Raw genomic sequence first — 24,128 nt, 5'->3', positions numbered from 1 at the left:
CTTGATGAGTTCATTGGCCACCGACCGCGTCAGCTCAAGCGTCACAGACGACGATCCGGGCCAGCCGTTCGCTCTCTCGCCCGGTCAGACGGCCCTGTGGTATGCGCAACGGATCCGGCCCGATATTCCGCTCACCATCGCCCATTACGTCGAACTGCACGGTGATCTCGACGCGGGCAGGCTACTGCACGCGATCGAGCGCTTCGGCGCGGAATCCCAGGTGGGACACGTGCGCCTACTCGAGATCGACGGGGTGCCGCACCAGCGGGTGGACATGGCGTGGCGGCCGGGCTGGGCCCGGATGGATCTGCGCGGTGAGCCCGACCCGCGGGCGGCCGCGCTGCGCTGGATGAACGAGCACGCCAGCACGCCGATCGACATGGAGCGCGAACCGCTCACCACCAATGTCATATTGCGAATCGGTGACGAGGACTGGTTCTGGTACGAACGCGGACATCACATCGTTATCGACGGTTACGGTGCGATGAACGCGCTCTCGCGCGCGGCCGAGATCTACACCGCCATCGGCGAAGAGCGCGAACCGTCGGTCTCCCGTGCCGCCGCGCTGGTCGACCTCTACGCCGACGAATCCCGCTACCGCGAGTCCAGCCGGTTCCGCGCCGACCGCGAGTACTGGATGGAACAGCTCGCCGGTGTCGGCGAGCCGATGACGCTGTCCTCGGTCACCGCCGCAGGCGACACCCATGACCCGGGCCGGCACCGCGCCGCGGCTGTCCTCGACCACGACGTCGAGGACCTGCTCACCGAGGCGATCGCCGCGCACGGTTCGGCCAACTCCGCGCTCATCGTCGCGGCGCTGGCGGCCTACGTCCGCACGGTCACCGGCCACTCGGATGTCGTGCTGAGCCTGCCTGTTTCGGCCCGCACCACGGTGGCGCTGCGCCGCTCGGCGGGTGTGGTGTCGAACGTGGTGCCGCTGCGCGTGCGGTTCGACGAGCACACCACCGTCGCCGACGTCGTGCGCCAGACCGAACTGCAGATCACCGGCGCGCTACGCCACCAGCGCTACCGCTCCGACGACATCCGGCGCGACTGCGGCTACTCCCGCGACGCCCGCGGCTTCTTCGGACCGATGGTCAACATCATGCTGTTCCACGACGAGCTGAAGTTCGGTGACATCACCGGCCAGTTGAACGTGCTCGCGACGGGCCCCGTCGAGGACCTCTCGATCAACATCTACAACGGTGACGGCGGCCGCACCCATCTCGACTTCGAAGCCAATCCCAAGCTCTACGGCGAAGCCGAAGTCGCCGCGCACCACGGCCGCTACCTCGACTTCCTCGCCCGCTTCCTGGCCGCCGAGCCGGCCACGCCCACCCGCGAACTGACGGCCATCACCGACGCCGAGCAGGACAGGGTGCTGCGGGAATGGAACGCCACCGAGATGCCGGTGCCCACCGGCACGCTGGTGTCGCTGTTCACCGACCAGGTGCGCCGCAGCCCGCACGCCGTCGCACTCGAATTCGGCGACCGCGCCGTCGGATACGCCGAGCTCGACGATCAGGTGAACCGGCTGGCGCGCGAGCTCATCGCCCGCGGTGCCGGTCCGGAGACCACGGTCGGGGTGTGCCTGCACCGCAGCATCGAGATGGTCGTGGGAATGTACGCGGTGCTCGCGACCGGCGCCGCGTACCTGCCGCTCGACCCCGAACACCCGGCCGACCGGATCGAAGCCGTGGTGGCGCAAGCCCGTCCGGTCTGCGTGCTCACCGCCGCGCGTGACAGGGTGCGGCTGCCCGACAGCGTCGAGCGGGTCGATCTGGACACCCTCGATGTCAGCGGGCGCGACAGCGCGCCGATCACCGACGCCGACCGAATCGCGCCGCTGCGGCCCGAGCAGCTCGCCTACGTCATCTTCACCTCCGGCTCGACCGGTAAGCCGAAGGGAGTCGGCGTCACCCACGCCGCGATCGTCAACCGGTTGCGGTGGATGCAGGCCGAATATCCGCTCGACCACACCGACGCGGTCCTGCAGAAGACCCCCGCGACCTTCGATGTGTCGGTGTGGGAATTCTTCTGGCCGCTGCAGGAGGGTGCCCGCCTGGTGATCGCCGCGCCCGACGGACACCGCGATCCGGCGTACCTGGCGCGGATCATCACCGAGAAGTCCATCACCACAGCACATTTCGTGCCGTCGATGCTGTCGCTGTTCGTCACCGATCCGCGCGCCGCCGGTGGTGCCGGGCTGCGGCGCGTGTTCTGCAGCGGTGAGGCGCTGCCCGGCGCCACCGTCGCCGCTTTCCACGCCGCGCTGCACGGACCGTCCGGCGGCCCCGAGCTGCACAACCTCTACGGCCCCACCGAGGCCGCGGTCGACGTCACCTACTGGCCGTGCCCGGCCGACGCCACCACGGTGCCGATCGGCTCCCCGGTGTGGAACACCCAGACCTACGTCCTGGACGCACAGCTGCAGCCGGTCCCGCCCGGGGTCGTCGGTGAGCTGTACCTGGCCGGTGCGCAGCTGGCCCGCGGCTACCTCGGCCGTCCCGACCTGACCGCCGACCGGTTCGTCGCCAATCCGTTCACCCCTGGTGAGCGCATGTACCGCACCGGCGACCTGGCGCGCTGGCAGCTCGACGGCGCCGTCCTGGAATACCTGGGGCGCACCGACTTCCAGGTGAAGGTCCGCGGCCTGCGGATCGAACTCGGCGAGGTCGAGTCCGCGCTGCTGGCCCAGGACAACGTCGCCCGCGCGGTCTGCGTGGCGCGAGCCGCTCGCACCGGGGACGACGAACTCGTCGCGTACGTGGTCGCCGAGCCGGGTAGGTCGCCGCTCGAGCCCGCCGTGCTGCTGTCGGGGCTGCGCCGCGGCCTGCCGTCCTACATGGTGCCCTCGGCACTGGTCGTGCTCGACGAGCTGCCGTTGAGCGCCAACGGCAAGGTCGACCGCAAGGCGCTGCCCGCGCCCACGCTCGGGGTGCGGCTCACCACCGGCGCCGCTGCGCCGCAGACCCAGCTGGAATGCGCGCTCGCCGAGATCTTCACCGAGGTGCTCGCGCTCGACGGCACCGCGATCGGCGTCGAGGACAGCTTCTTCGACCTGGGCGGCAACTCGCTGGTCGCCGCCCGCGCGGTCGCCAGGATCAACACCACCCTGGACGCGAACCTGACCATCCGGGAACTGTTCGAGACCTCGACCATCGCGGCGCTGGCCGGTTACCTCAGCACGCATCGGTCCGAGTCCTCGACGCCGAAGCTGGTTCCGGCGGTGCGGCCCGAACGGGTGCCGCTGTCGCTGGCCCAGCAGCGGCTGTGGATCCTCAACCGGTTCGCCGAGCACGCCGCGGCCTACAACATGCCGATGGCCCTGCGGCTCACCGGACGGCTCGACCTGAACGCGCTGCGCGCTGGCCTGCGCGACGTGCTCGATCGCCACGAGAGCCTGCGCACCAGCTTCCCGGCCGGTCCGGATGGTGCCTACCAGCTGATCCACCCGGCTGCCGCGGTGGAACCGGCACTGGAGCCGGTCGACGTGATCGCCGCCGATCTCGCCGGCCTGGTCGCCGAGGTGACCGGGCGCGGCTTCGACCTGCGCACCGAAACCCCGCTGCGGGTCGCGCTGTACCGGGTCGGCGCCGACGACCACGTGCTGCTGGTGGTGCTGCACCACATCTGTGGTGACGGCTGGTCGGTCGCCCCGCTGGCCAGGGACCTGATGGCGGCGGTCGCCGCGCGCGCCCAGGGCGTCGCACCGCGGTGGAAGCCGCTGCCGGTGCAGTACGCCGATTTCGCGCTGTGGCAGCGGGAACTGCTCGGCGACGAGGACGACCCGGAGTCGCCGCTGGGCAAGCAGCTCCGCCACTGGGGCGACGCGCTGGCCGGCCTGCCCGATCAGCTCGACCTCCCGCTGGACCGGCCGCGGCCACTACAGCGCGGCACCCGCGGCGAGACGGTGGCCTTCACCGTGGACCCCGAGACCCGTCGTGCCGCAGGCGAACTCGCACAGCGTCGCGGGGTCAGCATGTTCATGGTGCTGCACGCCGCGCTCGCGACCCTGCTGGCCCGCCTGTGCGGCAGCGCCGACATCACCATCGGCACGCCCATCGCGGGTCGCTCCGACCCGGGCCTCGACGATCTCGTCGGCATGTTCGTCAACACGCTGGTGTTGCGCACCGAGGTCGACCTCGGTGCCGGTTTCGACCGGATGCTCGACCTGGTCCGCGAGACCGACCTCAACGCCTTCGCCAATCCCGACGTGCCGTTCGAGCGGCTCGTCGAACTGGTGAACCCGGATCGGTCGACCTCGCGGCATCCGCTGTTCCAGGTCATGCTGTCCTACGACCGCACCCCGGAACTGCGCGTCGAATTGCCCGGTGTCGCGGCCGAACTGGTGCCGGTCGAGACCGGTGTCGCCAAGTTCGACCTGCAGCTCGAGGTCCGTGACAATCACGCCGACGGGCCGCTGCACGCCGAATTCGGTTTCGCCACCGATGTTTTCGACCGGGCCACGGTCGAGGCGATCGCCCGCCGGTTCACCACGCTGCTGGCCGCCATGGTGGCCGACCCGGCCAAGCCCACCGGTGACCTCGCGCTGCTCGACCGCCGCGAGACCGCACGGCTGGTCCCCGTCGCGGGCGCACCGGCCGAACCCGCGGGGACGCTGGCCCGCCTGCTCGGGGAGACCGCGCAGCGGCTGCCCGACGCCGTCGCCGTGCGCTACCTCGGCTTCGACACCACCTATCGCGAGCTCGACGAGCGCTCGAACCGGTTGGCGCGCAGCCTGATCGCGCACGGCGCCGGTCCGGAAGCGGTGGTCGCGGTCGCGCTGCCGCGCAGCCTGGAATCGATCATCGCCATCTGGGCGGTGGCCAAGTCCGGCGCGGCCTACGTGCCCGTCGACCCGGCCTACCCGGCGGAGCGCATCGCGCACATGATCGGCGATTCCGGTGCGGTACTCGGGCTCACGCTGCCCGAACATCTCGCCGCGCTGCCCACCACGACCGGCAAGCACCGCAAGGCGCCGGAATGGCTGGTCTTCGGCACCGCCGAGTTCGAGGCCGACTGCGCGAGCCGCTCGGCCACCCCGCTCACCGACACCGACCGCAGGCACCCGATGCGGGCCGGTCAGCCCGCGTACCTGATCTACACCTCCGGGTCCACCGGTACGCCGAAGGCCGTCGTCGTCACCCACGCGGGCATCGCCTCGCTCGCCAGCGAGCAGACACAGCTGTTCAAGGTGACCGATGCCGCCAGAACCATGCACTTCTCGTCACCGAGCTTCGACGCCTCGGTGCTGGAACTGCTGCTCGGTTTCGCCGCGGGCGCGACCATCGTGGTCGCCCCCGCCGACCTGTACGGCGGCACGGAACTCGCCAATTTCCTGCGGTCGGAGCGGATCACCCACGCGTTCATCACGCCTGCCGCGCTGGCCACCGTGCCCGCCGGTACTGCCTTCCCTGATCTGAGCACGGTCATCGTCGGTGGCGAGGCCTGCTCCGACGCGCTCGTCGACACGTGGGCGTCGAAGTACCGGATGCACAACATGTACGGCCCGTCGGAGGCGACCGTCGCCGTCACCGCGAGTGCGGCCATGCTGGTGAAGGAGCCGGTTCCGCTCGGCGCGCCGGTGCGCGGCATGCGGCTGTTCGTGCTCGACCGCCGCCTGCACCCGGTTCCGCCGGGCACACCCGGCGAGCTGTATGTCTCGGGACCCGGTGTGGCCCGCGGCTACCTCGGCAAGCTCGGGCTCACCGCGCAGCGGTTCGTGGCCAACCCGCACGGCCGGGTCGGCGAACGCATGTACCGCACCGGTGATCTCGTCGTCACCGATCCCACCGGCCGGTTGCGGTTCCTCGGCCGCGCCGACGACCAGATCAAGATCCGCGGCTTCCGCATCGAACTGCGCGAGATCGACCACGTCCTGCGCGAGCACCCGGGGGTGCAGTCGGCGCTGACCATCGTGCACGTCGACGAGCAGGGCCAGCAGCGGCTGGCGTCCTACGTGACCACCCACCGTCCGGTCGATCCGGTCGAGGTCCTGGCCACCGCGCGCGGCAGGCTGCCCGGGTACATGGTGCCCGCGGCCGTCACCGTGCTCGAGCAGATGCCGGTGACCCCGGCGGGCAAGCTGGACCGAAAGGCTTTGCCCGCACCGGAATTCGCCGTCACCACGGGCACCCGCGCGCCGCGTACCCATCTGGAGATGCGGGTCGCCGCGGTGTTCCACCAGGTCCTCGGCAACCCGGTGCCCGGTGCGGAGGACAGCTTCTTCGAGATCGGCGGCAACTCGCTGCTGGCCACCCGGCTGGCGGCCGCGCTGCACGCGGACTTCAGTGTCGACCTGCCCGTGCGGCAGATCTTCGAGGCGCCGACCGTGGCCGGCATAGCCCAGCTGATCACGGAAGCGCCCCGGACGCAGCGGGTGGCGCTGGCGGTACACACCCCACGCCCGGGACGCATACCACTGTCGCTGCCGCAGCAGCGGCTGTGGTTCCTCAACAGATTGTCCCCCGAATCGAGCGCCTACAACATCGCATTCGTCTTGCGAATCAGCGGAGATCTGAAAATCGGCGCCCTGCGTGATGCCCTCGCCGACCTCGTGGAGCGGCACGAGGTGCTGCGCACGATCTTCCCCGAGGACCTCTCCGGCGCCCAGCAGGTGGTCCTGCCGATCAGCCAGACGATTCCCGCGATCGAGGTCGTCGACAGCGATCCCGAACAGGCAGAAGCCACGCTGACGGAGCTGGCGCGCAAGGGCTTCGACCTGACCAGGGAGACGCCGCTGCGCGTCCAGCTGCTGCGGGTCGCGCCAGGGGAGTACCGCCTCGGTGTGATCGTGCACCACATCGCCGCCGACGGCTGGTCGCTCGGCCCGCTGACCAGGGACCTGGCGCTGTCGTATGTGGCCAGGTGCGGTGGCGCCGCGCCGGTGCGCGCGCCACTGCCGGTGCAGTACGCCGACTTCAGCCTGTGGCAGCGTGCCGTGCTCGGCGCCGAGGACGATCCGGACAGCATCGCCGCCTCCCAGCTCGCGCACTGGCGCGAAGCCCTGGCGGAACTGCCCGACGAACTGCCGCTGCCGTTCGACCGGCCGCGCCCGCTCGACCCCGTCGGCGTGGCAGGCAGTGTGGGATGCGAGGTTTCGGCTCCGCTGCAGAAGGCCATGCACGAATTGGCGGCGCACACCGGCGTGAGTCTGTTCATGGTGGTGCGCTCGGCGCTGGCGGTGCTGCTGCGCAGCGTCACCGGCGGCCGCGACATCCCCCTCGGTACCCCGGTGGCAGGCCGCACCGACATCCAGCTCGACGACCTGGTCGGCATGTTCGTCAACACCCTCGTCCTGCGCTCGGACGTGGACCCCGGCCGCAGCTTCGTCGACCTGCTGCACGCCGACCGCGACGACGAACTGGCCGCGATCGCCAATGCCGACCTGCCGTTCGAACGGGTCGTCGACGCGCTCGGCCGCGACAGCAGGGCGAGCAACCGGCACCCGCTGTTCCAGGTCGCGCTGAGCATGCAGGACGACCCGGCGCCGGAGCTGGAACTGCCGGGTCTGCGGCTCACCGCCGAGGAACTCGACATCGCCCGCGCGAAGTTCGATCTCGAACTGCGGGTGGCGCCCGCCGACGGCGGCGGTTACCGGTTCGACTTCGTGTACGCCGCCGAGATGTTCGACGCCGCCACGATAGAGACCCTCGCGGAACGCTTCGTGCAGATCCTCACCCAGGCGACCGCCGACCCGCACCAGCTCGTGTGCGAGATCGAGGCGCTCACCATCGCCGAACACCGTGCCCTGGTGCCCGCGCAGGGGCCGGCCCCGGTGACGCCGATGGTGCTGGCCGACATCATCGAACGCGCGGCCACCAAGTTCGCGCACCGGCCAGCCCTGCGCTGGTTCGCCGGCGGCAGCGTCGCCGGTGCGGTGGGGGAGCTCGACTACGACGAGGTCGGCTTCCGGGCACACCGGCTCGGCCGGGCGCTGATCGCGCGTGGCATCGGCACCGGTGACCGGGTTGCCATCGGCCTGACCCGTGGATTGGAGTGCGCCTTGGCCATTTTCGGCGTCGCGGCCAGCGGCGCGGCCTTCGTGCCCGTCGACCCGCGCTACCCCGCCGACCGGGTGCAGCACATGCTCACCGACTCCGGTGCCAGCGCCGTTCTCACCACCTCGGCCGATGTCGAGGCACTGCGCGAGGCGGCCGGTCCGCTGGACACCCAGTGGCTGCTGGTCGACGACCCCGACCTGCACGCCGAACTGGCGGGCTACGACACAGCCCCGATCACCGATGCCGAGCGGGTCCGCCCGGTGCGCCCGGCCGACACGGCCTATCAGATCTACACCTCCGGCTCCACCGGTCTGCCGAAGGGCGTGGCGGTCACCCACAGTGGACTGGTCAGCCTCGCGGTCGACCTGCAGGAGCGGACGGGTCTCGACCGCTTCGCCCGCACGTTCTTCTTCTCGACCCCCAGCTTCGACGTCTCCGTCCTCGACCTGCTGCTGGCGGTCTGGTCGGGCGCCGAGATGGTGATCGGACCGATCGACGTCTACGGCGGCGACGAGCTCGGCGCGCTGCTCGACCAGGAGGACATCACCCACACCTTCCTGACCCCTGCGGTGCTGGCCTCGATCGACGCCACCCGCTGGCCGCTGCCGCATCTGCGCGCGCTCATGGCCGGTGGCGAGGCGGTGCCGCCGGATCTGGTGGCGAGCTGGGCGCCGGGCAGGCGGTTCGTCAACGCCTACGGTCCTACCGAATGCACCGTCATCGCCGCGATGTCGCAGATGCGGGTGGGCGTGCCGGTGGCCATCGGCACACCGGTGCGTGGGGCCAGGGCCCTGGTCCTCGACGAGCGGTTGCGGCCGGTCGTGACCGGGGTGCCGGGCGAGCTCTACCTCGGCGGGCCCGGTGTCGCCCAGGGCTACCACGAGCGCTTCGGCCTCACCGCAGCTCGTTTCGTCGCCGACCCGGCCGGGCCCGCGGGTACCCGGATGTACCGCACCGGTGACGTCGTGCGGTGGACCGCCGACGGCGAACTGGAGTACCTCGGCCGCAGCGACCACCAGGTCAAGGTGCGCGGTTTCCGGATCGAGCTCGGCGAGATCAGCGCGGTGCTCGGCAGCCACCCGGATGTCCGGTTCGCGCACACCGAGGTCCGGCGGATCTCCGGCGACGATCGGATCGTCGCCTGGGTGCAGCTCGCCGACGGGACCGAGCCGACGCACCTGGCGGCCGTCCGCGAGTACGCGGCGGGCCGGCTGGCCGGGCACATGGTGCCCGCGTCGCTGACCCTGCTCGACCGCGTGCCGCTCACACCGGTCGGCAAGCTCGACCGCGGCGCACTGCCGGAACCGCAGTTCACCGTCACCGCGGGCCGGGAGCCGCAGACCTCCTCCGAACGGCTGGTCGCCCAGGTCTTCGCCGACCTGGTCGGCGCCACGAAGATCTCCGCCACCGACAGCTTCTTCGACATCGGCGGCAACTCGCTGCTCGCGACCCAGCTGGTGGCACGTCTGGCCGCGGCCAGCAATGTGCGGCTGGAGGTGCGGACCGTGTTCGCCGCGCCGACCGTCGAGGAACTCGCCGCGCTCATCGAGTCCGGGCCGTCCGGTGACGAGGGCCGCCCCGACCTGGTGAAGCAGCAACGCCCGGAACGGATCCCGCTGTCCGCGGCGCAGCGCAGGCTGTGGTTCCTCAACCGGTTCAACGCGGGCGCGCAGGGCGAGAGCCAGTCGGCGGGCGCCTACAACATCCCGGTGGTGCTGCGCCTGCACGGCCCGATCGACCTGGATGCACTCATTGCCGCTTTGCACACGGTGCAACGACGGCACGAGACGTTGCGCACGGTGTTCCCGGAGAGCTCGGGCGAGCCCGAACAGCTCGTGCTCGACCCGGCGATCGCCGCCGTCACCCTGTTCCACGCGACGGCGCGCCCGGACGAGGTCGAGGGTGCGGTGACCCGGTTCGTCGCCCCCGGGTTCGATCTGTCGGCCTCGGTCCCGATGCGGGCGGCGCTGATCACGGTCGACCACACCGGTCTGCCCGTGCCCGCCCAGGCCAAGCTCGCCGTCGCGGGGTCGAAGGAGCACGTGCTCGTCCTCGTCGTGCACCACATCGCGATGGACGGCTGGTCGCTGGAACCGCTGGCCGGCGAGATCGCCGCCGCCTACCGCAGCATTCGGGCGGGCGAACAGTTCGGCGAACTGATCCCGGAGATCCAGTACACCGACTACACCCTGTGGCAGCAGGAACTGCTCGGCACCGAGGACGACCCGGACTCGCTGATCAGCAAGCAGCTGGCCCACTGGCGCGAGGTGCTCGACGGCCTGCCGGAACTGCTCACCGTCCCGGCCGACCGCCCGCGCCCGCCGGTGCCCTCCTACCGGGGCGGCACCGTCGACTGCCAGGTCGACGCGGCCACCCACCGCGCGCTGCGCAGCATCGCCACCGCCAACAACGTCAGCATGTTCATGGTGCTGCACGCGGCCTTGGCCGTGCTGCTGCACCGCGTCACCGGTGACGACGACATCGCCGTCGGCACCGCCACCGCGGGCCGTGGCCATCCGGCGCTGGATTCGATGATCGGCATGTTCGTCAACACCCTGGTGCTGCGCACCGAGGTCGCCGACGAGCGTGCCTTCGTCGACCTGCTGCGCACCGTCCGCGACCGCGACCTGGACGCGTTCGCCAACGCCGACATGCCCTTCGAACGGCTCGTCGAGGTGCTCAATCCGGCGCGCTCCCAGGCTCATCACCCGCTGTTCCAGGTGATGCTGTCGGTGCGCAACACCCCGGTGCGGATGCTGGAACTGCCCGGTCTGCGGATCGAGGCCGTCGACGCCGACGCGGGCATCGCCAAGTTCGACCTGCAGTTCACCTTCACCGAGACCCAGACCGCCGAGCGTGTCGGCGACGGCATCACCCTGGCGGTGAACTACGCGGCCGATCTGTTCGACGAGGGGACCGCACGCAGGCTGGGTGAACGGCTGGTCCGGCTGCTCACCGCGGTCGCCGCCGACCCGAACACGGCGGTGGGCGATCTGGCCCTGCTCGACGCGGTCGAATGGACCGCGCTCGCGCCGGTGCACGGCACCCGCGCCGATCGGCCGGTCACCTTCCCCGCGGTGTTCGGCGCCGCGGTGGCACGGTCCAGGAACGGGGTGGCGCTGTCCGCGGGCGACACCGTGGTCACCTACGACGCACTCGACCGCTGGACCAACCGGCTCGCCCGGGTCCTCATCGGTCAGGGCATCGGGCCGGAAAGCCTGGTGGCGCTGGGCGTTCCGCGATCGGTCGAATCGGTGGCGACGATGCTCGCCGTCGCCAAGGCCGGTGCGGCGTTCGTCCCGGTCGACCCGAACTACCCGGCCCAGCGGATCAGCCACATGCTCACCGACTCCGGCGCCGCCGTCGGCCTGACCCTGCTGGCGCATCGTGATCGGCTGCCCGGCGACTGCCGCTGGCTGGTCCTCGACGACCCGCAGACCCGCGCCACCGTGCTCGGCACCGACGATTCGCCGGTCACCGACGCCGACCGGATCCGGCCGCTGCGCCTGGCCAACCCGGCGTACGTGGTCTACACCTCCGGTTCCACCGGCACACCGAAGGGCGTGGTGGTCACCCACGGCGGCATCTCGAACTTCGCCGCCGAGACCGCCGACCGCTACGACGTGCGCCCCGGCAGCCGGGTACTGCACTTCGCCACCCCGAGTTTCGACGGCTCCATGCTCGACATCCTGTTCGCGCTCGGCGGTGCGGCGACCCTGGTGATCGCGCCGACGGGAATCGTCGGTGGCGAGGATCTGCGGCAGCTGTTCATCCGCGAGCGGATCACGCACGCCTTCGTCACCACCGCCGCGATCGGCACCGTCGACCCGGCGGGTGTGCACTCGCTCGCGCACGTCCTGGTCGGTGGCGAGGCGCTGCCGCCGGACCTGCTGGCCCGCTGGGCGCCGGGGCGCAATTTCTACAACGTCTACGGCCCCACCGAGACCACGATCGTCACGCTGATGCCGCAGCCGATGAGCCCGCAGGGCCCGATCACCGTCGGCGGCCCGATCCGGGGCGTCAGTGCGACCGTCCTGGATCGGCGGCTGCACCCGACCCCGATCGGCGTCACCGGCGAGTTGCAGCTGGCCGGTTCGGCGCTGGCCCGCGGCTACCACAACCGGCCCGGCCTGACCGCGCAGCGTTTCGTCGCCAATCCCTATGGCGCACCGGGCGAACGGATGTACCGCACGGGCGACCTGGTGCGCTGGCGCAAGGGCGCGCAGTCGGCGCTGGACGTGGAGTACGTCGGCCGTACCGACCACCAGGTGAAGGTGCGCGGTTTCCGCATCGAACTCGGCGAGATCGACGTCGCGTTCGGCAGGCACACCGACGTCGAGTTCGCCCTCACCATCGGGCACACCACCCAGGCGGGTGTCACCGCGTTGGTCTCGTACGTGAAGGCACGCGCAGGCGCCGCGCCGACGGTGCGCGAACTGCTCGACCATGTCGGCGCGCACGTGCCGAACTACATGGTCCCGCAGTCGGTCATGCTGCTCGACGAGGTACCGCTGACTCCTGTCGGCAAGCTCGACCGGGCTCGCCTGCCCGAACCGGTGTTCGTCGCGACCGAGGGTTACCGCGCGCCGGTGACTCCCGCCGAGGCGGCGCTGTGCACGGTGTTCGCCGAGGTGCTCGGCATCGAGCGGGTGGGCGCCGACGACGGGTTCTTCGAACTCGGCGGTAACTCGCTGCTGGCCACCAAAGTCGTTGCCGCACTGCGTGAGCAGGGCTACGACATGCCGGTGCAGATGATGTTCGGCGACGCAACCCCGGCCGGCATCGCCGCCCGGCTCGACGGCGCCGACGCGGGCGCGGCGATGGCAGCGGCGACAGGTCCGGTGCTGGCCATCCGGCCGTCCACGAGCCCGCACGACACCCCGCTGTTCTGCGTGCATCCCGCGATCGGCCTGGCCTGGTGCTACGCGGGTCTGCTCGCGCACCTCGCACCGCAGCGCCCGGTGTACGGCCTGCAGGCGCCGCACGTGTCCGGGGAGGACGGGTTCACCTCGATCCCCGAAGCAGCCGGACACTATGTGGCACATATCAAGTCGATCCAGCCGCACGGTCCGTACCACCTGCTCGGCTGGTCGCTCGGCGGCCTGATCGCGCAGGAGGTGGCGGTCCAGCTGCAGGACGCGGGGGAGGACGTCGCGCTGCTGGCCATGATGGACAGCTACCAGCTCGGCGACCGCTGGCTCGACACCGCGATGCCCAGCGTGGCCGACATCCTCGGCGAGTTCGGCGCCGACCTCGTCGGCGGGGCACCGCTTCCCGCCGACCTCGACCTGCACGAAGCGGCCGATCTGCTGCGGGCACAGCCGGGCCCGTTCGCCGCGCTCTCGGTCGAGAACCTGGAACGGCTCTACACCGGGTACGCCGAGGGCACGGTGATGGCCAACCGGTTCCGGCCGCGCACCTTCGACGGCGACCTGGTGTTCTTCACCGCCGCGGCGGACGAGATCAACGCCGCCGATCCCGGTAGGCGTGCCGAAGCCTGGCAGCCGTTCGTCACCGGCAACATCCACAACCACGACCTGCCCTGCAGGCATGCGGCGATGACAACGCCGGAATCGCTGGCGGTGATCGGCCCCGTGCTGCATCGCCACCTCGACGCGGTCCCGGCGATCACCGTGTGCGGCGGCGGCCAGAAGGAGATGCGTCCGTGAGTTTGGCGGTAGAAGTACGTGGCCTGGCCAAGAGTTATGGCAAGGTGCGCGTGCTGAAGGAGATCGACCTGGAGATCCCGGCGGGCACGGTATTGGGCCTGCTGGGGCCCAACGGCGCGGGCAAGACGACCACCGTGCGGGTCGTCACCACGCTGCTACGGCCCGACGCGGGCTCGATCCGGGTCGCCGGGGTGGATGTGCTGGCCGATCCGGCCACGGCGCGGACCAGGATCGGGTTGTCCGGTCAGTACGCGGCGGTCGACGCGAACCTGACCGGCTACGAGAACCTGCGCATGGTGGCGCGCCTGTACGGCATGTCCCGCAAGCAGGCGGTGTCGCGGGCCGAGCAGTTGCTCAGCGCCCTCGGCCTCGAGCACGCGGCGGGCCGGCGCGCAGGCACCTACTCCGGCGGTATGGCCCGGCGGCTCGACCTGGCGGGCGCGCTGGTCGCGCGGCCGCCGGTGGTGGTGCTCGACGAGCCGACCACCGGCCTGGACCCGCGCGGGCGGCTCGACATGTGGCAGGTGATCGGTGAGCTCGTCGACGACGGGACCACCGTCCTGCTCACCACCCAGTACCTCGAGGAAGCCGACCTGCTCGCCGACCGGATCACGGTCATCGACAAGGGCACCGTGATCGCGCGGGGCTCGGCCGACGAACTCAAGACCTCCATCGGCGGTGACCGGCTCACGGTCACCCTCGCCGCCGGGCAGAGCCCCTGGCCGGCGGTGAAGATCCTGCAGCAGGTCGGCATCGGTGAACCGATCCACGAACCCGGCAGCGCGGAGGTGTCGGTGGTGGTCGGCGACGGATCGCGCACGATGGTCGAAGCGCTGCGCCGCCTCGACGACGCGGGCGTGTGCGTCGTCGACGCCGTCGTCGCCCGGCCCACCCTCGACGACGTGTTCCTTTCCCTCACCGGGGCTCCGGCCGAACCGGCCGTCGAAGAAACCGAAACCGACGATGTGCAAGAGGAGATTCTGTCGTGAGCGAGCCTCGGCGAGCGAACCATCAGCACAGCGTGCGGACGCGCACGACGGAGCCGAGCGTCAGCGAGGTGCAGTCGTGAGTGTCGCACCGGAGGTTTCGGACGAACACGAGACCCGCGAAATGCCGATCCAGACGAATCCGCCGCGCCCCGGCGCTGCGGGCGGGGCGCAGCCGCGGGCCAGGTTCATCCGGGACAGCGCGATCGTGGCCCACCGCAATCTGCTGACGATTCTGCGGGTGCCGACGCTGCTGGTCACGGCCACGATCCAGCCGTTGATGTTCGTGTTCCTGTTCGCCTACATCTTCGGCGCGTCCCTCGGTGGCGACCAGTACCGCGAGTTCCTGCTGGCGGGCATCTTCACCCAGACGGTCGCGTTCAATGCCGCCTTCACCACCGTCGGCCTCGCCGGCGATTTGCAGAAGGGCATCATCGACCGGATGCGGACCCTGCCGATGTCGCGGCTGGCGGTGCTGATGGGCCGCACGCTGTCCGACCTGGTCGTCAACGTGCTGAGCCTGGGTGTGATGGTGATCTGCGGTTACATCGTCGGCTGGCGCATCCACGGCAGCGCCGCCGACGCCGCGCTGGCCTTCGCCATCATCCTGCTGTTCGCGTTCGCGATGTCCTGGGTCGGCGCGCTGACCGGCCTCATCTCACCGACCGTCGAGGTCGCGCAGAGCGCGGGCCTGATCTGGATGTTCCCGCTGTCGTTCATCTCCTCGGCGTTCATCTCCGCCGAGACCCTGCCTGGCCCGCTGCGCACCATCGCCGAATGGAACCCGATCACCGCGGTCTCGGCGGCGGGCCGCAAGCTGTTCGACAACGACGCGCCACCGTCGTTCGCGCCTGCCACCGGCTGGGCAGCCGACAACTGCATCCTCTACGCCATCATCTGCTCGGTGGTCATCCTGGCGATAGCCATGCCTGCCGCGTTGTTGCAGTACCGCAAGGTCGCCAGCCACTGACTGCTTGCGCGACCGACAACGGCGAAGGCCGCCTCCCGATCGGGAGGCGGCCTTCGCCGTTTGTGGCGCTGAGCTCTCAGCCGCGGCGGCGCGTCTTCAGCAGGTCGAGGCGCTCCTTGAGCAGCTCCTCGAGCTCTTCCTTGCTGCGACGCTCCAGCAGCATGTCCCAGTGGGTGCGCGGCGGCTTGACCTTCTTGGTCTCCACCGTGGTGCCCTCCATGAGCTGCCCCTCCTGGCCGTTGCGGCACAGCCAGGTGGGCGGGATCTCCGCGTCGTCGGCGAACGGGACGTCGAATTCCTCACCGTTGTCGGTGCGGTAGCGGGCGATCCGGCGCGGGGCCAGGTCGTGGTCGCGATCGGTCTCGTAGCTCACCGCTCCGAGCCGACTGCCTCGGAGTACGCGATCTGCCATGTGTGCTCCCTGTCTTTGGCGGCTGGCGCCGCGGGTTCGCGGCTTCGGCGGTTCTCGGGCCTGCGAACTGGTCGTGGTCCTACCGTTAACGCGCGGGACGTCTGAACTGTTCCATTGTAGTCGCAATGGTGATCTGACCGAGCGGGCCCTGAGTCGCGGGCCGGGCACGGTGCCCGCTGAGCGAGACCTGAGCCGCTGGATCGGGCCTCGGACCGATAGGGTTTCGCACCATGTCGCGCAGTCGCCTGCTGTCCTGCCTGTGGTGCGGGCGGGAGATCGTGGATTCGGAGTCGGGTCGCCGTCGTCGCTATTGCCGCCAATCGTGTCGTCAACGTGCTTATGAGCACCGCACCAGCCTCAAGGGAACCGGGATTCCGGAGGACGCGGTGGTGCTATCCGCGCAGGAAGCCGCGGATCTGGCCGATCGCTGGTTCGCCGCCAGGTGCGCCGCGGAGGACGTCGCCACGGCGGTGGCCGAAGGCGCCGAGCACGTCGAATTGGCCGAGCTCAGCGCCACGCTGGTGAAATTGGCCAGGGAAGCCGAACGGTTGCGCTGAATTCCCGTGGCGCCCACGGTGAGTGGGCGGCCAGGGGGATCGGCGGTCACGCCTCGGAGCGGCGATCTTCGAACCCTGTCGAGGTTTCGCGGGCCCGCAGGTACACGGCGGTCACACCGCCCGCGACGAGCAGCGCGAGTGCTGTTGCGGCCCCGGCGGTCGCGAGATCGGGGCTGGTGAGCGGCTGCCCGCGCAGCGCCTGCCAGAGCACCAGGGTGAGCAGCCCGAAGTAGCCGAGTACGGCGACGCCGAGCAGGCCGGCACGGACGGTCTCGGTGCGCAGCCAGCGATACCGGGGTGCGAGAGCGACCAGGACGACGGCCAGCAGCAGCAACACCTGGATGCCGTGCAGGCCGACGAAATGCGGGATCCGCAGGTCACCGCCGGTGGTGCTCCACTGGGTGATCGGCATGGCGCCGACGCCGTCGCGCGCCGCGTCACCGTGCGCGCCGCCAGCGCGGACGGTGTGCCCGGCCATCAGGCCGACCACGGTGCCGTCGGACTGGCGGACCAGTTGCGGTCCGGTGTAGCCCATGAGATAGCCCAGCACCATGCCCGCCACCGCGAGCCACAGCCCGGCCTTCAGGGCGATCCTGGTCGGCCGGTCGGCCAGCTTCTGCCACGAGATGACCACCGCCAGCAGGAGAGTGGCGAGGAACAGCCCGGGGACGGTGGAGGTGAACACCTGCTGACCGATCCGGTTGATCGTGTCCTCGGCGGTGTTGAAATGGCTGAAGGTGCCGCGCGCGCCCTGCAGCGCGATGAAGCCGACGTCGGCGACGCCGGTGACGGCGACGACGGTGCCCAGCCACCAGGTGCCCCGCCGCCCGCGATGTGGCAGCCGCAGGATCCACGCCAGCGTCACCCCATACAGGGCGAAGGCGAGCCCGAACTTGGCCGGTTTGAGCCACACCGATTCGCCGAGCAGCAGGCGGTCGTCGACCAGCATGCCGATCACCGACACGATCATGAGCCCGGCCATCAGCGCGGAGTTCACCAGCAGCGGGCCGTGCCAGGGCGCGCGGTCGGCGCCGTCGCGTGCCGGTGCGGCGGGGAACCGGATGCGGGACAGGGTGCGGGAGAGATCGATCGTCGCCATGATTCGACGGTAGAAATCCGGTGTGCTGCAATGCCTCCCGCTGCGGAACGGTTCGGGCCCCGTACCCGGGTAGGGGTCGTGCCCTACCTGGGTGCGGTCACGGCGGGGTCGTCAGATCCCCAGGCGCCAGATGACGGCGTCGACCGCACGAGGCGACACGGTCGCGACGGCCTGCAGGATCCGGGTGTAGCGGGGGTAGAGCTCGATCGGCCTGGTCCGGATCGCGGTGCAGATCCAGTCGGCGGCCTGCTCGGCGGTCAGCGCGGCCGACTCGTCGTAGGCGCCCGTGGGGGCGATCATCTCGGTGCGTACCAGCGGGAACCCGACGGTGGTGACATGCACGCCGCGCGACCGGGTTTCGGCGCCGAGGCTGCGCCCGAACGCGCCGAGCGCGGCTTTGGACGCGTGGTAGGCGGTGAACATCGGCATCGTGCCCGCCGCGACACCCCAGGTGGCGACATTGACGACATGACCGTTGCCCGCCTCGAGCATCGAGGGGAGCAGGCCCATGGTGAGTCGCGCCGCGCCGAAGTAGTTCAGCGCCATGGTCCGTTCGTAGTCGTGGAACCGGTCGGTGGCCTCGGCCGCGCGACGGCGGATCGACCGGCCCGCGTTGTTCACCAGCACGTCGACCGTGCCGTACTGCTCGAGCACGGTCTTGACCAGGTCGTCGACCTCGCCGGGCTCGGACAGATCACAGGTGATGCTCTCGGCGACCCCGCCCGCCGCGCGCACCGCGTCGCGGACCTCGAGCAGCGGCTCGGCGGTCCGGGCGACCAGGATCAGCCGGGCGCCGTGGCGGCCGAGCGCGTACGCGGCGGCGCGGCCGACCCCGGACGACGCGCCCGTCAGCAGGACGGTCTTGCCCGCGATCTCGTGCCGCTCGCCGAGGACGAGGCGCGCCACGGTGCGTGACAACGCGGGCGGATTGAGCAGCAGGGACTGCGCGAGGCGGTCGAGCACGGGGACTCCTGGGCGTCGTGGGGCTACCGATTCAATTTACTATCTAGTAAATTACAAACCAGTCAATTGAGTGTCAACCGGTGCCACCGTGATGGTTGGATGGGTCGGGTGAGCACAGCTGGAACCAAAGGTGTCCCGCGCCCCGAGCGTGAGCAGCAGATCCTCGACGCCGCGGTCGCCGAGATCGGGCGGGTCGGTTACGCGGGCCTGTCGCCCGCCGATGTCGCGCGGCGGGCCGGGGTGTCCAAGCCGCTGGTCTACACCTATTTCCAGTCCAAGGACGGGCTCTACATCGCCTGCGTCGAGCGCGCCGCCACCGTCATCTACGACGCGATCGAAACGGCCATCACCGGGGCGAGCGGGCTGAGCAAGGCCGAACGGACCCTCGACGCGCTCTTCGTCGCCCTCGCCCCGCGACCGCACGACTGGACCGTCGTCTTCGACCGCTCCCATCCCGACGAGGGCGCCGCCGCCGACGCCGTGCGCGCGGCCCGCCGTCGCATCGCCGCCCAGGCGGCCCGTGGCGTCGCCGACGCCCTCAGCACGCTCGCCCTCACCGACCCCGACGACCTGTCCGCCTTCACCGACGTCTGGATGGGGTCGGTGACCTCGCTGGTGCTGTGGTGGCTGCGCCACCCCGAGCAGACGGCGGGCGAGATGAGCGCCCGCAGCCACCGCCTGATCGGGGCCCTCGTCAACGCGCCGCGCTGACCGGCGCTGGCTCCGGCAGCAGTTCCGCCAGCAGCGGCGACCACTCGTAGCGCCGCTCGGGGAAGCAGCGCTCCAGCAGGTCGCGCATGATCGACGGCGCGATCGAGGCGCCCGGCGAGGCGCCGAGCAGCCCGGCGACGGTGCCGTCGGCGCCGGTCACCAGTTCGGTGCCGAATTCGAGCACACCGCCGCGCTTGCGATCGGGTTTGACCAGCTGGGCGCGCTGCCCGGCCTGGATCAGCTCCCAGTCGCCGGGATCCGCGGTGGGATAGAAGCGCTGGAGCTGCGCGAACTTCCGGCGCCGCGACGCCAGCAGTTCGGAGATCAGGAAGCGCACCAGATCGAGATTCTGCAGACCGGCGGCCACCAGCGGCACGATGTTGTGCGGTCGCAGCGTGGTGAACAGGTCGGTCAGCTTGCCGTGGCGCAGCAGCCGCGTGCTGAAGGTGGCGTAGGGACCGAACAGCAACGATGCGCTGCCGTCGACCTCGCGACGGTCCAGGTGCGGCACCGACATCGGCGGAGCGCCGAGTGCGGCCTGGCTGTAGACCTTCGCGTGGTGCTCGGCGACCACGTCGGGATTGTCGGTGCGCAGGAACTGCGCGCCGAGCGGGAACACGCCGTAGCCACGCACCTCCGGCAGCCCGGCCCGCTGCAGCAGCCGCAAGGCGTAGCCGCCCGCTCCGACGAAGACGAACCGCGTGCGCACCCGAAAACGCCTGCCGCTGTCCAGGTCTCGTCCGCGCACCGTCCACAGCCCGTCCTTGCCGCGGGTGAGTCCGGTGATCTCGCGATGCAGCCGGACCGCATTGCCCGCCGCGGACATCGTCGACAGCAGCGACCTGGTCAGCGCACCGAAGTCGACATCGGTGCCCGCGGTGTGCCGGGTGGCCGCCATCGCGTCGCCGTCGGCGCGCCCGCGCACGAGCAGTGGCGCCCACTCGGCGATGACGGCACGATCCTCGGTGTACTCCATGTCCGCGAACGCGGGCTGGTCGCGCAGTGTCGCGTACCGCTGCCGCAGATACGCGATGTCGTCGTCGCCGAACACCACCGTCACGTGCGGGGTCGCCGTGACGAAGGTGGCCGGGTCGAGCTCGTCGCGGCGGGCCAGTGCCGACCAGAACCGCCGTGAGAGCCCGAACTGCTCGGCGATCCCGGCCGCCTTGCTGCCGTCGCGGGGATCGGGCATGTAGTTCAGCTCGCACAGGCCCGAATGCCCGGTGCCCGCGTTGTTCCAGGGATGGCTGCTCTCGGCGGCCGGTTCGCCGAGCCGTTCGAACAGGGCGATCGACCAGTCCGGCGCGAGCGTGCTGAGCAGGGCGCCGAGCGTGGCGGACATGATGCCGCCGCCGATCAGCACGGCGTCGAGAACGTCGTCGCCACCGGCGGACTCGGGGTGGATGGGTGTCGTCTCGGTCATCGTCGAACCTCCCGTGAGCTGTGTACCGCCATCGTCACTCCGGAGTGAGTGATCCGTCCAATACGGAATCGCCGCAGCTATGATCCGAATATGGATGATTCAGGCGACGGGGGTGCGCAAGCGCTGGCACCGCTGCTGGCGGCCTTCGACGCGGCGGCCGACGAAGGGCACTTCACCAGGGCGGCGCAGCGGCTCGGGGTGCCGCAGTCCTCGCTGAGCCGCCGGATCAAGACGATGGAGCAGATGCTGGGCGTGGCGCTGTTCCAGCCGGTCGGGCGCGGCGTGACGCTCACCCCGCAGGGGCGCGAGCTCTACGAACACACCCGTGACCTGGTACGTGCCCTCGACGACGCGGTGCGCCGGGTCCGCGCCGACGCCGATCCCGACAGCGGCCTTGTCCGCTTCGGGTTTCCGCTCACCCTGGGCCCGGTGAGCATTCCGACGCTGCTGGCGCAGTTCCACACCAGGGCGCCCAAGATCCGGCTGCACCTGGTGCAGGCGCACGGCGAGGCATTGGCCGAGCAGGTCCGTGACGGCCGGCTCGATCTGGCGGTGATGATCCCGCCGCCCGCCGATCTGCCGACGGTGCCGCTCGGCAGGCAGCGCATCGACCTGCACGTGGCGCGCACGCACCCGCTGGCCACTCGCGCCCACGTCGACCTCGCCGAGCTGGCCGACGCGGCGTTCATCGCCAACCCGCCCAGCTACCAGCTGCGATCCCTGCTCGACACCTGGTGCGCCGCTGCGGGTTTCACGCCGCGGGTGCTGTTCGAGATCACCGAATTCGAGACCCTGCGCGAACTGGTCGCGCTCGGTCTCGGCGTCGCGCTGCTGCCCGCCGCGGAGATCCCGCATCCCGATCTGGCGGTGGTGCCCATCGATGGCGAACGCGACCGCGAGATCGGCCTGGTCTCGGGAGACCATGGGCCGACGCTCGCGGTCGCGCGGCTTCGGGATTTCCTGATCGCGCACACGGCGCGGATCAGTCTGTGATGCGGATCAGTCCTGGGCGACACCGGCGTCGACGCCGCGGGCGGCGAGCCACGGGTGCGGGTCGATCGGGGCGCCGTAGAGGGAGCCGTCCGGCACGTGCACCTCGTAGTGCAGGTGGGGGCCGGTGGACTGGCCACGGTTGCCGACGGTGGCGATGACGTCACCGGCGTTCACGTGCTGACCCGGCTGCACCAGGATCTCGTTGACGTGGCCGAACACGCCGATGGTGCCGTCGTCCTGCTGGACGCGGACCCACAGGCCGAAGCCGGAGGCCGGACCGGTTTCGATCACGGTACCGTCGGTGACGGCGAAGACCGGCGCGCCGATCGGGTCACCGAAGTCGATGCCGTTGTGCGCCTCGCCCCAGCGGGCGCCGTAGTAGGAGGTCAGCCTGCCGTTGACCGGGCGAACGGTCTGCGGGCGCGGCGGCGGCGGGGGCGGTGCGATGACCGGCAGCGGCGGCAGCTCGGGCAGCGCGAGGGCGACCGCTTCGCGGTGCTCTTCCCACGCGATCGGGGCCGAGGCGGGGGTCTCGCCCTGCGGGCCCTGGGCCTCGGCGGGGGTGTAGGCGACGAAACGGTACGGTGACTGGCCCGCGGCGATGGCCTGGGTGGCGCCCGCGGTGATGCTGGTGTCGGAAGTCGGGGTCTCGGGCTCACCGAAGGTGGCGACGGAGGTTCCCACGAGTGCGGACAAAGCCACCGCACCCGCGACAACGCCTCCCCAACGGCCGGCGAGCGCGTCGGAGACTCGAGCGGATAACGGGTTGGTCACGAACATGTTTCGAACGTAGCGAAACCGTGATGTCGACGGCGAGTGATGTGGCTGCCATCACGACTGGCTATAACCCCAGTTGATCTATAACAGCAGCATAACAAAACCGGAAATTCCGGGGATCGACCGGGAGGAATTCCCAGGTCGCAAGATCATTGCCGAATATCTCCATCCGGAGGACACTGATTCAGTGGACACTAACGGAGTTCGGGCCATTACGGCCCTGTCCGACCCCACCCGGCGCGCGATCTTCGAGTCGTTACCGCAGGGTCCACGCTCGGTCGCCGACCTGGCTGCGGCCACCGGCATCACCAGCTCGGCGGCCTCGCAGCACCTGCGTGTGCTCCGCGAAGCGCACCTGGTCACCATGCGCCGCGCCGGCAACCGTCACCTGTACTCCCTCGACCCCCGCGGCCTCAGCGACGCCCGCGACTATCTCGAGCAGTTCTGGCCCAGCGCGCTGGCCGCCCATGCGGCCGCGCTGCGCGAAGCCACCGCCCCTGCTCAGCCCACCCGGCGATAACGCGAGCGGGTCGAGTCCGCCCAGTCCTGCTTGTCCAGCTGCGCGTCCACCGCGGACACCACCTCGGGCACGCCGATCCGCAGCAGACCCGGGTCCGGCGACCGGCCATCGGGGTCGCCCACCTGCCCGGCCCACAACACCGCATGCCTGCCGAGCAGATGGGCGGGCGGCCCACCCCGGCGCGGCGGTGTCGGTCCGAACAGCAGCACGGTGCGGGTGCCGAAGGCGGTCGCCAGATGCGCGACACCGGTGTCACCGCTGATCACCAGGGAGGCTTCGGCGACCGTGGCGGCCAGATCGGTGAGGTTCTGCCTGCCCGCCAGTACTCGGTCGTCGGGCAGGCCCGCCTGCGCGGCCACCTGCACGGCGATCTCGCGTTCGAACGGATCGCCGGTGAGCACCACGTCCCGGCCGAGCACCAGCAGATGCCGCACGACGGCCGCGAACCGCTCCGGCGGCCACCGCCGGGCGGGGGCGCCCGCGCCGATGTGCACGACGACGCAGTCGCGGCGGCTCAGCGACGCCACCGGCGGCACCAGCCCGAGATTGCGGCGATCGGCCACTATTCCCTCCGACTCCAGCAGCCGGCACCACCGATCCACCACGTGCGCCTCCGGATCCCAGCGGGGACCCGCGAGCTTGGGGAGGGCGGGGGAGCGGTGGCCGATGATCCGGTCGGCGCCGGTATCGGCCAGCGCTCGCGCGCTCGCGCCGTCCGCGCCGTGCAGGTTCACCGCCAACTCGGGCGCAGGCCCGTCCCAGATCAGTGCGGCCGGATCGGCGGTGGGCACCAGTTCATCGACCGAGGAGATCAGATCGACGATCTGCTCCAATCGATGCGGCGCCGCCAGCACGATCTTGCTGCGTGGTTCGGCCCGGCGCAGAGCACGCAGAGCCGGGACCGCGGCGAGGAGATCACCGAGGCCCCGAGCTTGCAGCACGAGTACAACCGACACTTCCATGACCTACCCGGGAGCCGGGGAAGCCAAACGTTCGCGTGGGCAAGGACGTGGCGGCTGTCACGGAACCCCCGCTCAGCGCG

13 protein-coding genes are annotated in these 24,128 nt (G+C 70.7%); 7 read left to right on the top strand and 6 right to left on the bottom strand.

All coding sequences use genetic code 11. The features are described 5' to 3' along the window. Positions 1 to 4: 4 nt before the first annotated feature. The 3 genes from IEY60_RS00920 to IEY60_RS00910 all read left to right on the top strand — a co-directional run bounded on the left by IEY60_RS00920 (position 5) and on the right by IEY60_RS00910 (position 15,631). The gene (locus tag IEY60_RS00920; protein WP_229739463.1) at positions 5 to 13,675 is read left to right on the top strand and encodes a non-ribosomal peptide synthetase; all 13,671 of its coding nucleotides are present in this window, start codon (positions 5 to 7) and stop codon (positions 13,673 to 13,675) included. Beyond that, complete coding sequence (locus IEY60_RS00915; protein WP_189022756.1) at positions 13,672 to 14,664, top strand: ATP-binding cassette domain-containing protein; 993 nt, start codon at positions 13,672 to 13,674, stop codon at positions 14,662 to 14,664. Before IEY60_RS00920 ends, IEY60_RS00915 begins: the two co-directional genes overlap by 4 nt. Positions 14,665 to 14,785: 121 nt before the next feature. Beyond that, the gene (locus tag IEY60_RS00910) at positions 14,786 to 15,631 is read left to right on the top strand and encodes an ABC transporter permease (protein ID WP_373291672.1); all 846 of its coding nucleotides are present in this window, start codon (positions 14,786 to 14,788) and stop codon (positions 15,629 to 15,631) included. Positions 15,632 to 15,707: 76 nt separating this feature from the next. Here the strand turns inward: IEY60_RS00910 and IEY60_RS00905 are convergent, their stop codons facing one another. Next, positions 15,708 to 16,043 (bottom strand): RNA polymerase-binding protein RbpA, encoded by a 336-nt coding sequence (locus tag IEY60_RS00905; RefSeq protein WP_188827104.1) that lies wholly within the window; start codon positions 16,041 to 16,043, stop codon positions 15,708 to 15,710. A 230-nt stretch (positions 16,044 to 16,273) separates the two neighbouring features. Here IEY60_RS00905 and IEY60_RS00900 point away from each other — a divergent pair, with 230 nt between their 5' ends. Next, positions 16,274 to 16,600 (top strand): hypothetical protein, encoded by a 327-nt coding sequence (locus IEY60_RS00900; protein ID WP_189022754.1) that lies wholly within the window; start codon positions 16,274 to 16,276, stop codon positions 16,598 to 16,600. Positions 16,601 to 16,646: 46 nt separating this feature from the next. Here the strand turns inward: IEY60_RS00900 and IEY60_RS00895 are convergent, their stop codons facing one another. Together IEY60_RS00895 and IEY60_RS00890 are read right to left on the bottom strand one after the other, a co-directional pair. Next, complete coding sequence (locus IEY60_RS00895) at positions 16,647 to 17,699, bottom strand: hypothetical protein (protein ID WP_189022752.1); 1,053 nt, start codon at positions 17,697 to 17,699, stop codon at positions 16,647 to 16,649. Positions 17,700 to 17,810: 111 nt separating this feature from the next. Beyond that, complete coding sequence (locus IEY60_RS00890; protein WP_189022750.1) at positions 17,811 to 18,662, bottom strand: SDR family oxidoreductase; 852 nt, start codon at positions 18,660 to 18,662, stop codon at positions 17,811 to 17,813. A gap of 108 nt (positions 18,663 to 18,770) precedes the next feature. On the opposite strand from IEY60_RS00890, the gene IEY60_RS00885 reads away from it, so the two are divergent. After that, on the top strand, positions 18,771 to 19,373 hold the full coding sequence (locus IEY60_RS00885) for a TetR/AcrR family transcriptional regulator (RefSeq protein WP_189022748.1): 603 nt from the start codon (positions 18,771 to 18,773) through the stop codon (positions 19,371 to 19,373). Here the strand turns inward: IEY60_RS00885 and mqo are convergent. After that, positions 19,357 to 20,796 carry a malate dehydrogenase (quinone) gene (gene mqo / locus IEY60_RS00880; protein WP_189022746.1) on the bottom strand — a complete coding sequence of 480 codons (1,440 nt, stop codon included), beginning with the start codon at positions 20,794 to 20,796 and terminating at the stop codon, positions 19,357 to 19,359. The genes IEY60_RS00885 and mqo overlap by 17 nt on opposite strands. A gap of 90 nt (positions 20,797 to 20,886) precedes the next feature. Between mqo and IEY60_RS00875 the strand changes: the two genes are divergently transcribed. Further along, on the top strand, positions 20,887 to 21,789 hold the full coding sequence (locus IEY60_RS00875; protein WP_189022744.1) for a LysR family transcriptional regulator: 903 nt from the start codon (positions 20,887 to 20,889) through the stop codon (positions 21,787 to 21,789). Positions 21,790 to 21,795: 6 nt separating this feature from the next. Here IEY60_RS00875 and IEY60_RS00870 read toward each other — a convergent pair whose 3' ends face one another. Continuing rightward, entirely contained in the window at positions 21,796 to 22,569 is a 774-nt protein-coding gene (locus IEY60_RS00870) for a M23 family metallopeptidase (RefSeq protein WP_189022742.1), read from the bottom strand. A 184-nt stretch (positions 22,570 to 22,753) separates the two neighbouring features. Here IEY60_RS00870 and IEY60_RS00865 point away from each other — a divergent pair, with 184 nt between their 5' ends. Then, complete coding sequence (locus IEY60_RS00865) at positions 22,754 to 23,086, top strand: ArsR/SmtB family transcription factor (protein ID WP_189022740.1); 333 nt, start codon at positions 22,754 to 22,756, stop codon at positions 23,084 to 23,086. Here IEY60_RS00865 and IEY60_RS00860 read toward each other — a convergent pair. Continuing rightward, positions 23,068 to 24,048: a glycosyltransferase family 9 protein gene (locus tag IEY60_RS00860; RefSeq protein WP_189022738.1), complete on the bottom strand. Its 981-nt coding sequence runs from the start codon at positions 24,046 to 24,048 to the stop codon at positions 23,068 to 23,070. The genes IEY60_RS00865 and IEY60_RS00860 overlap by 19 nt on opposite strands. Positions 24,049 to 24,128 lie beyond the last annotated feature (80 nt).

It is taken from the genome of Nocardia rhizosphaerihabitans (assembly GCF_014646295.1).
Taxonomy (GTDB): Bacteria; Actinomycetota; Actinomycetes; order Mycobacteriales; family Mycobacteriaceae; genus Nocardia; species Nocardia rhizosphaerihabitans.
Note: the sequence above shows the minus strand (reverse complement) of the source record. Positions and strands in the feature narration are given on the sequence as shown.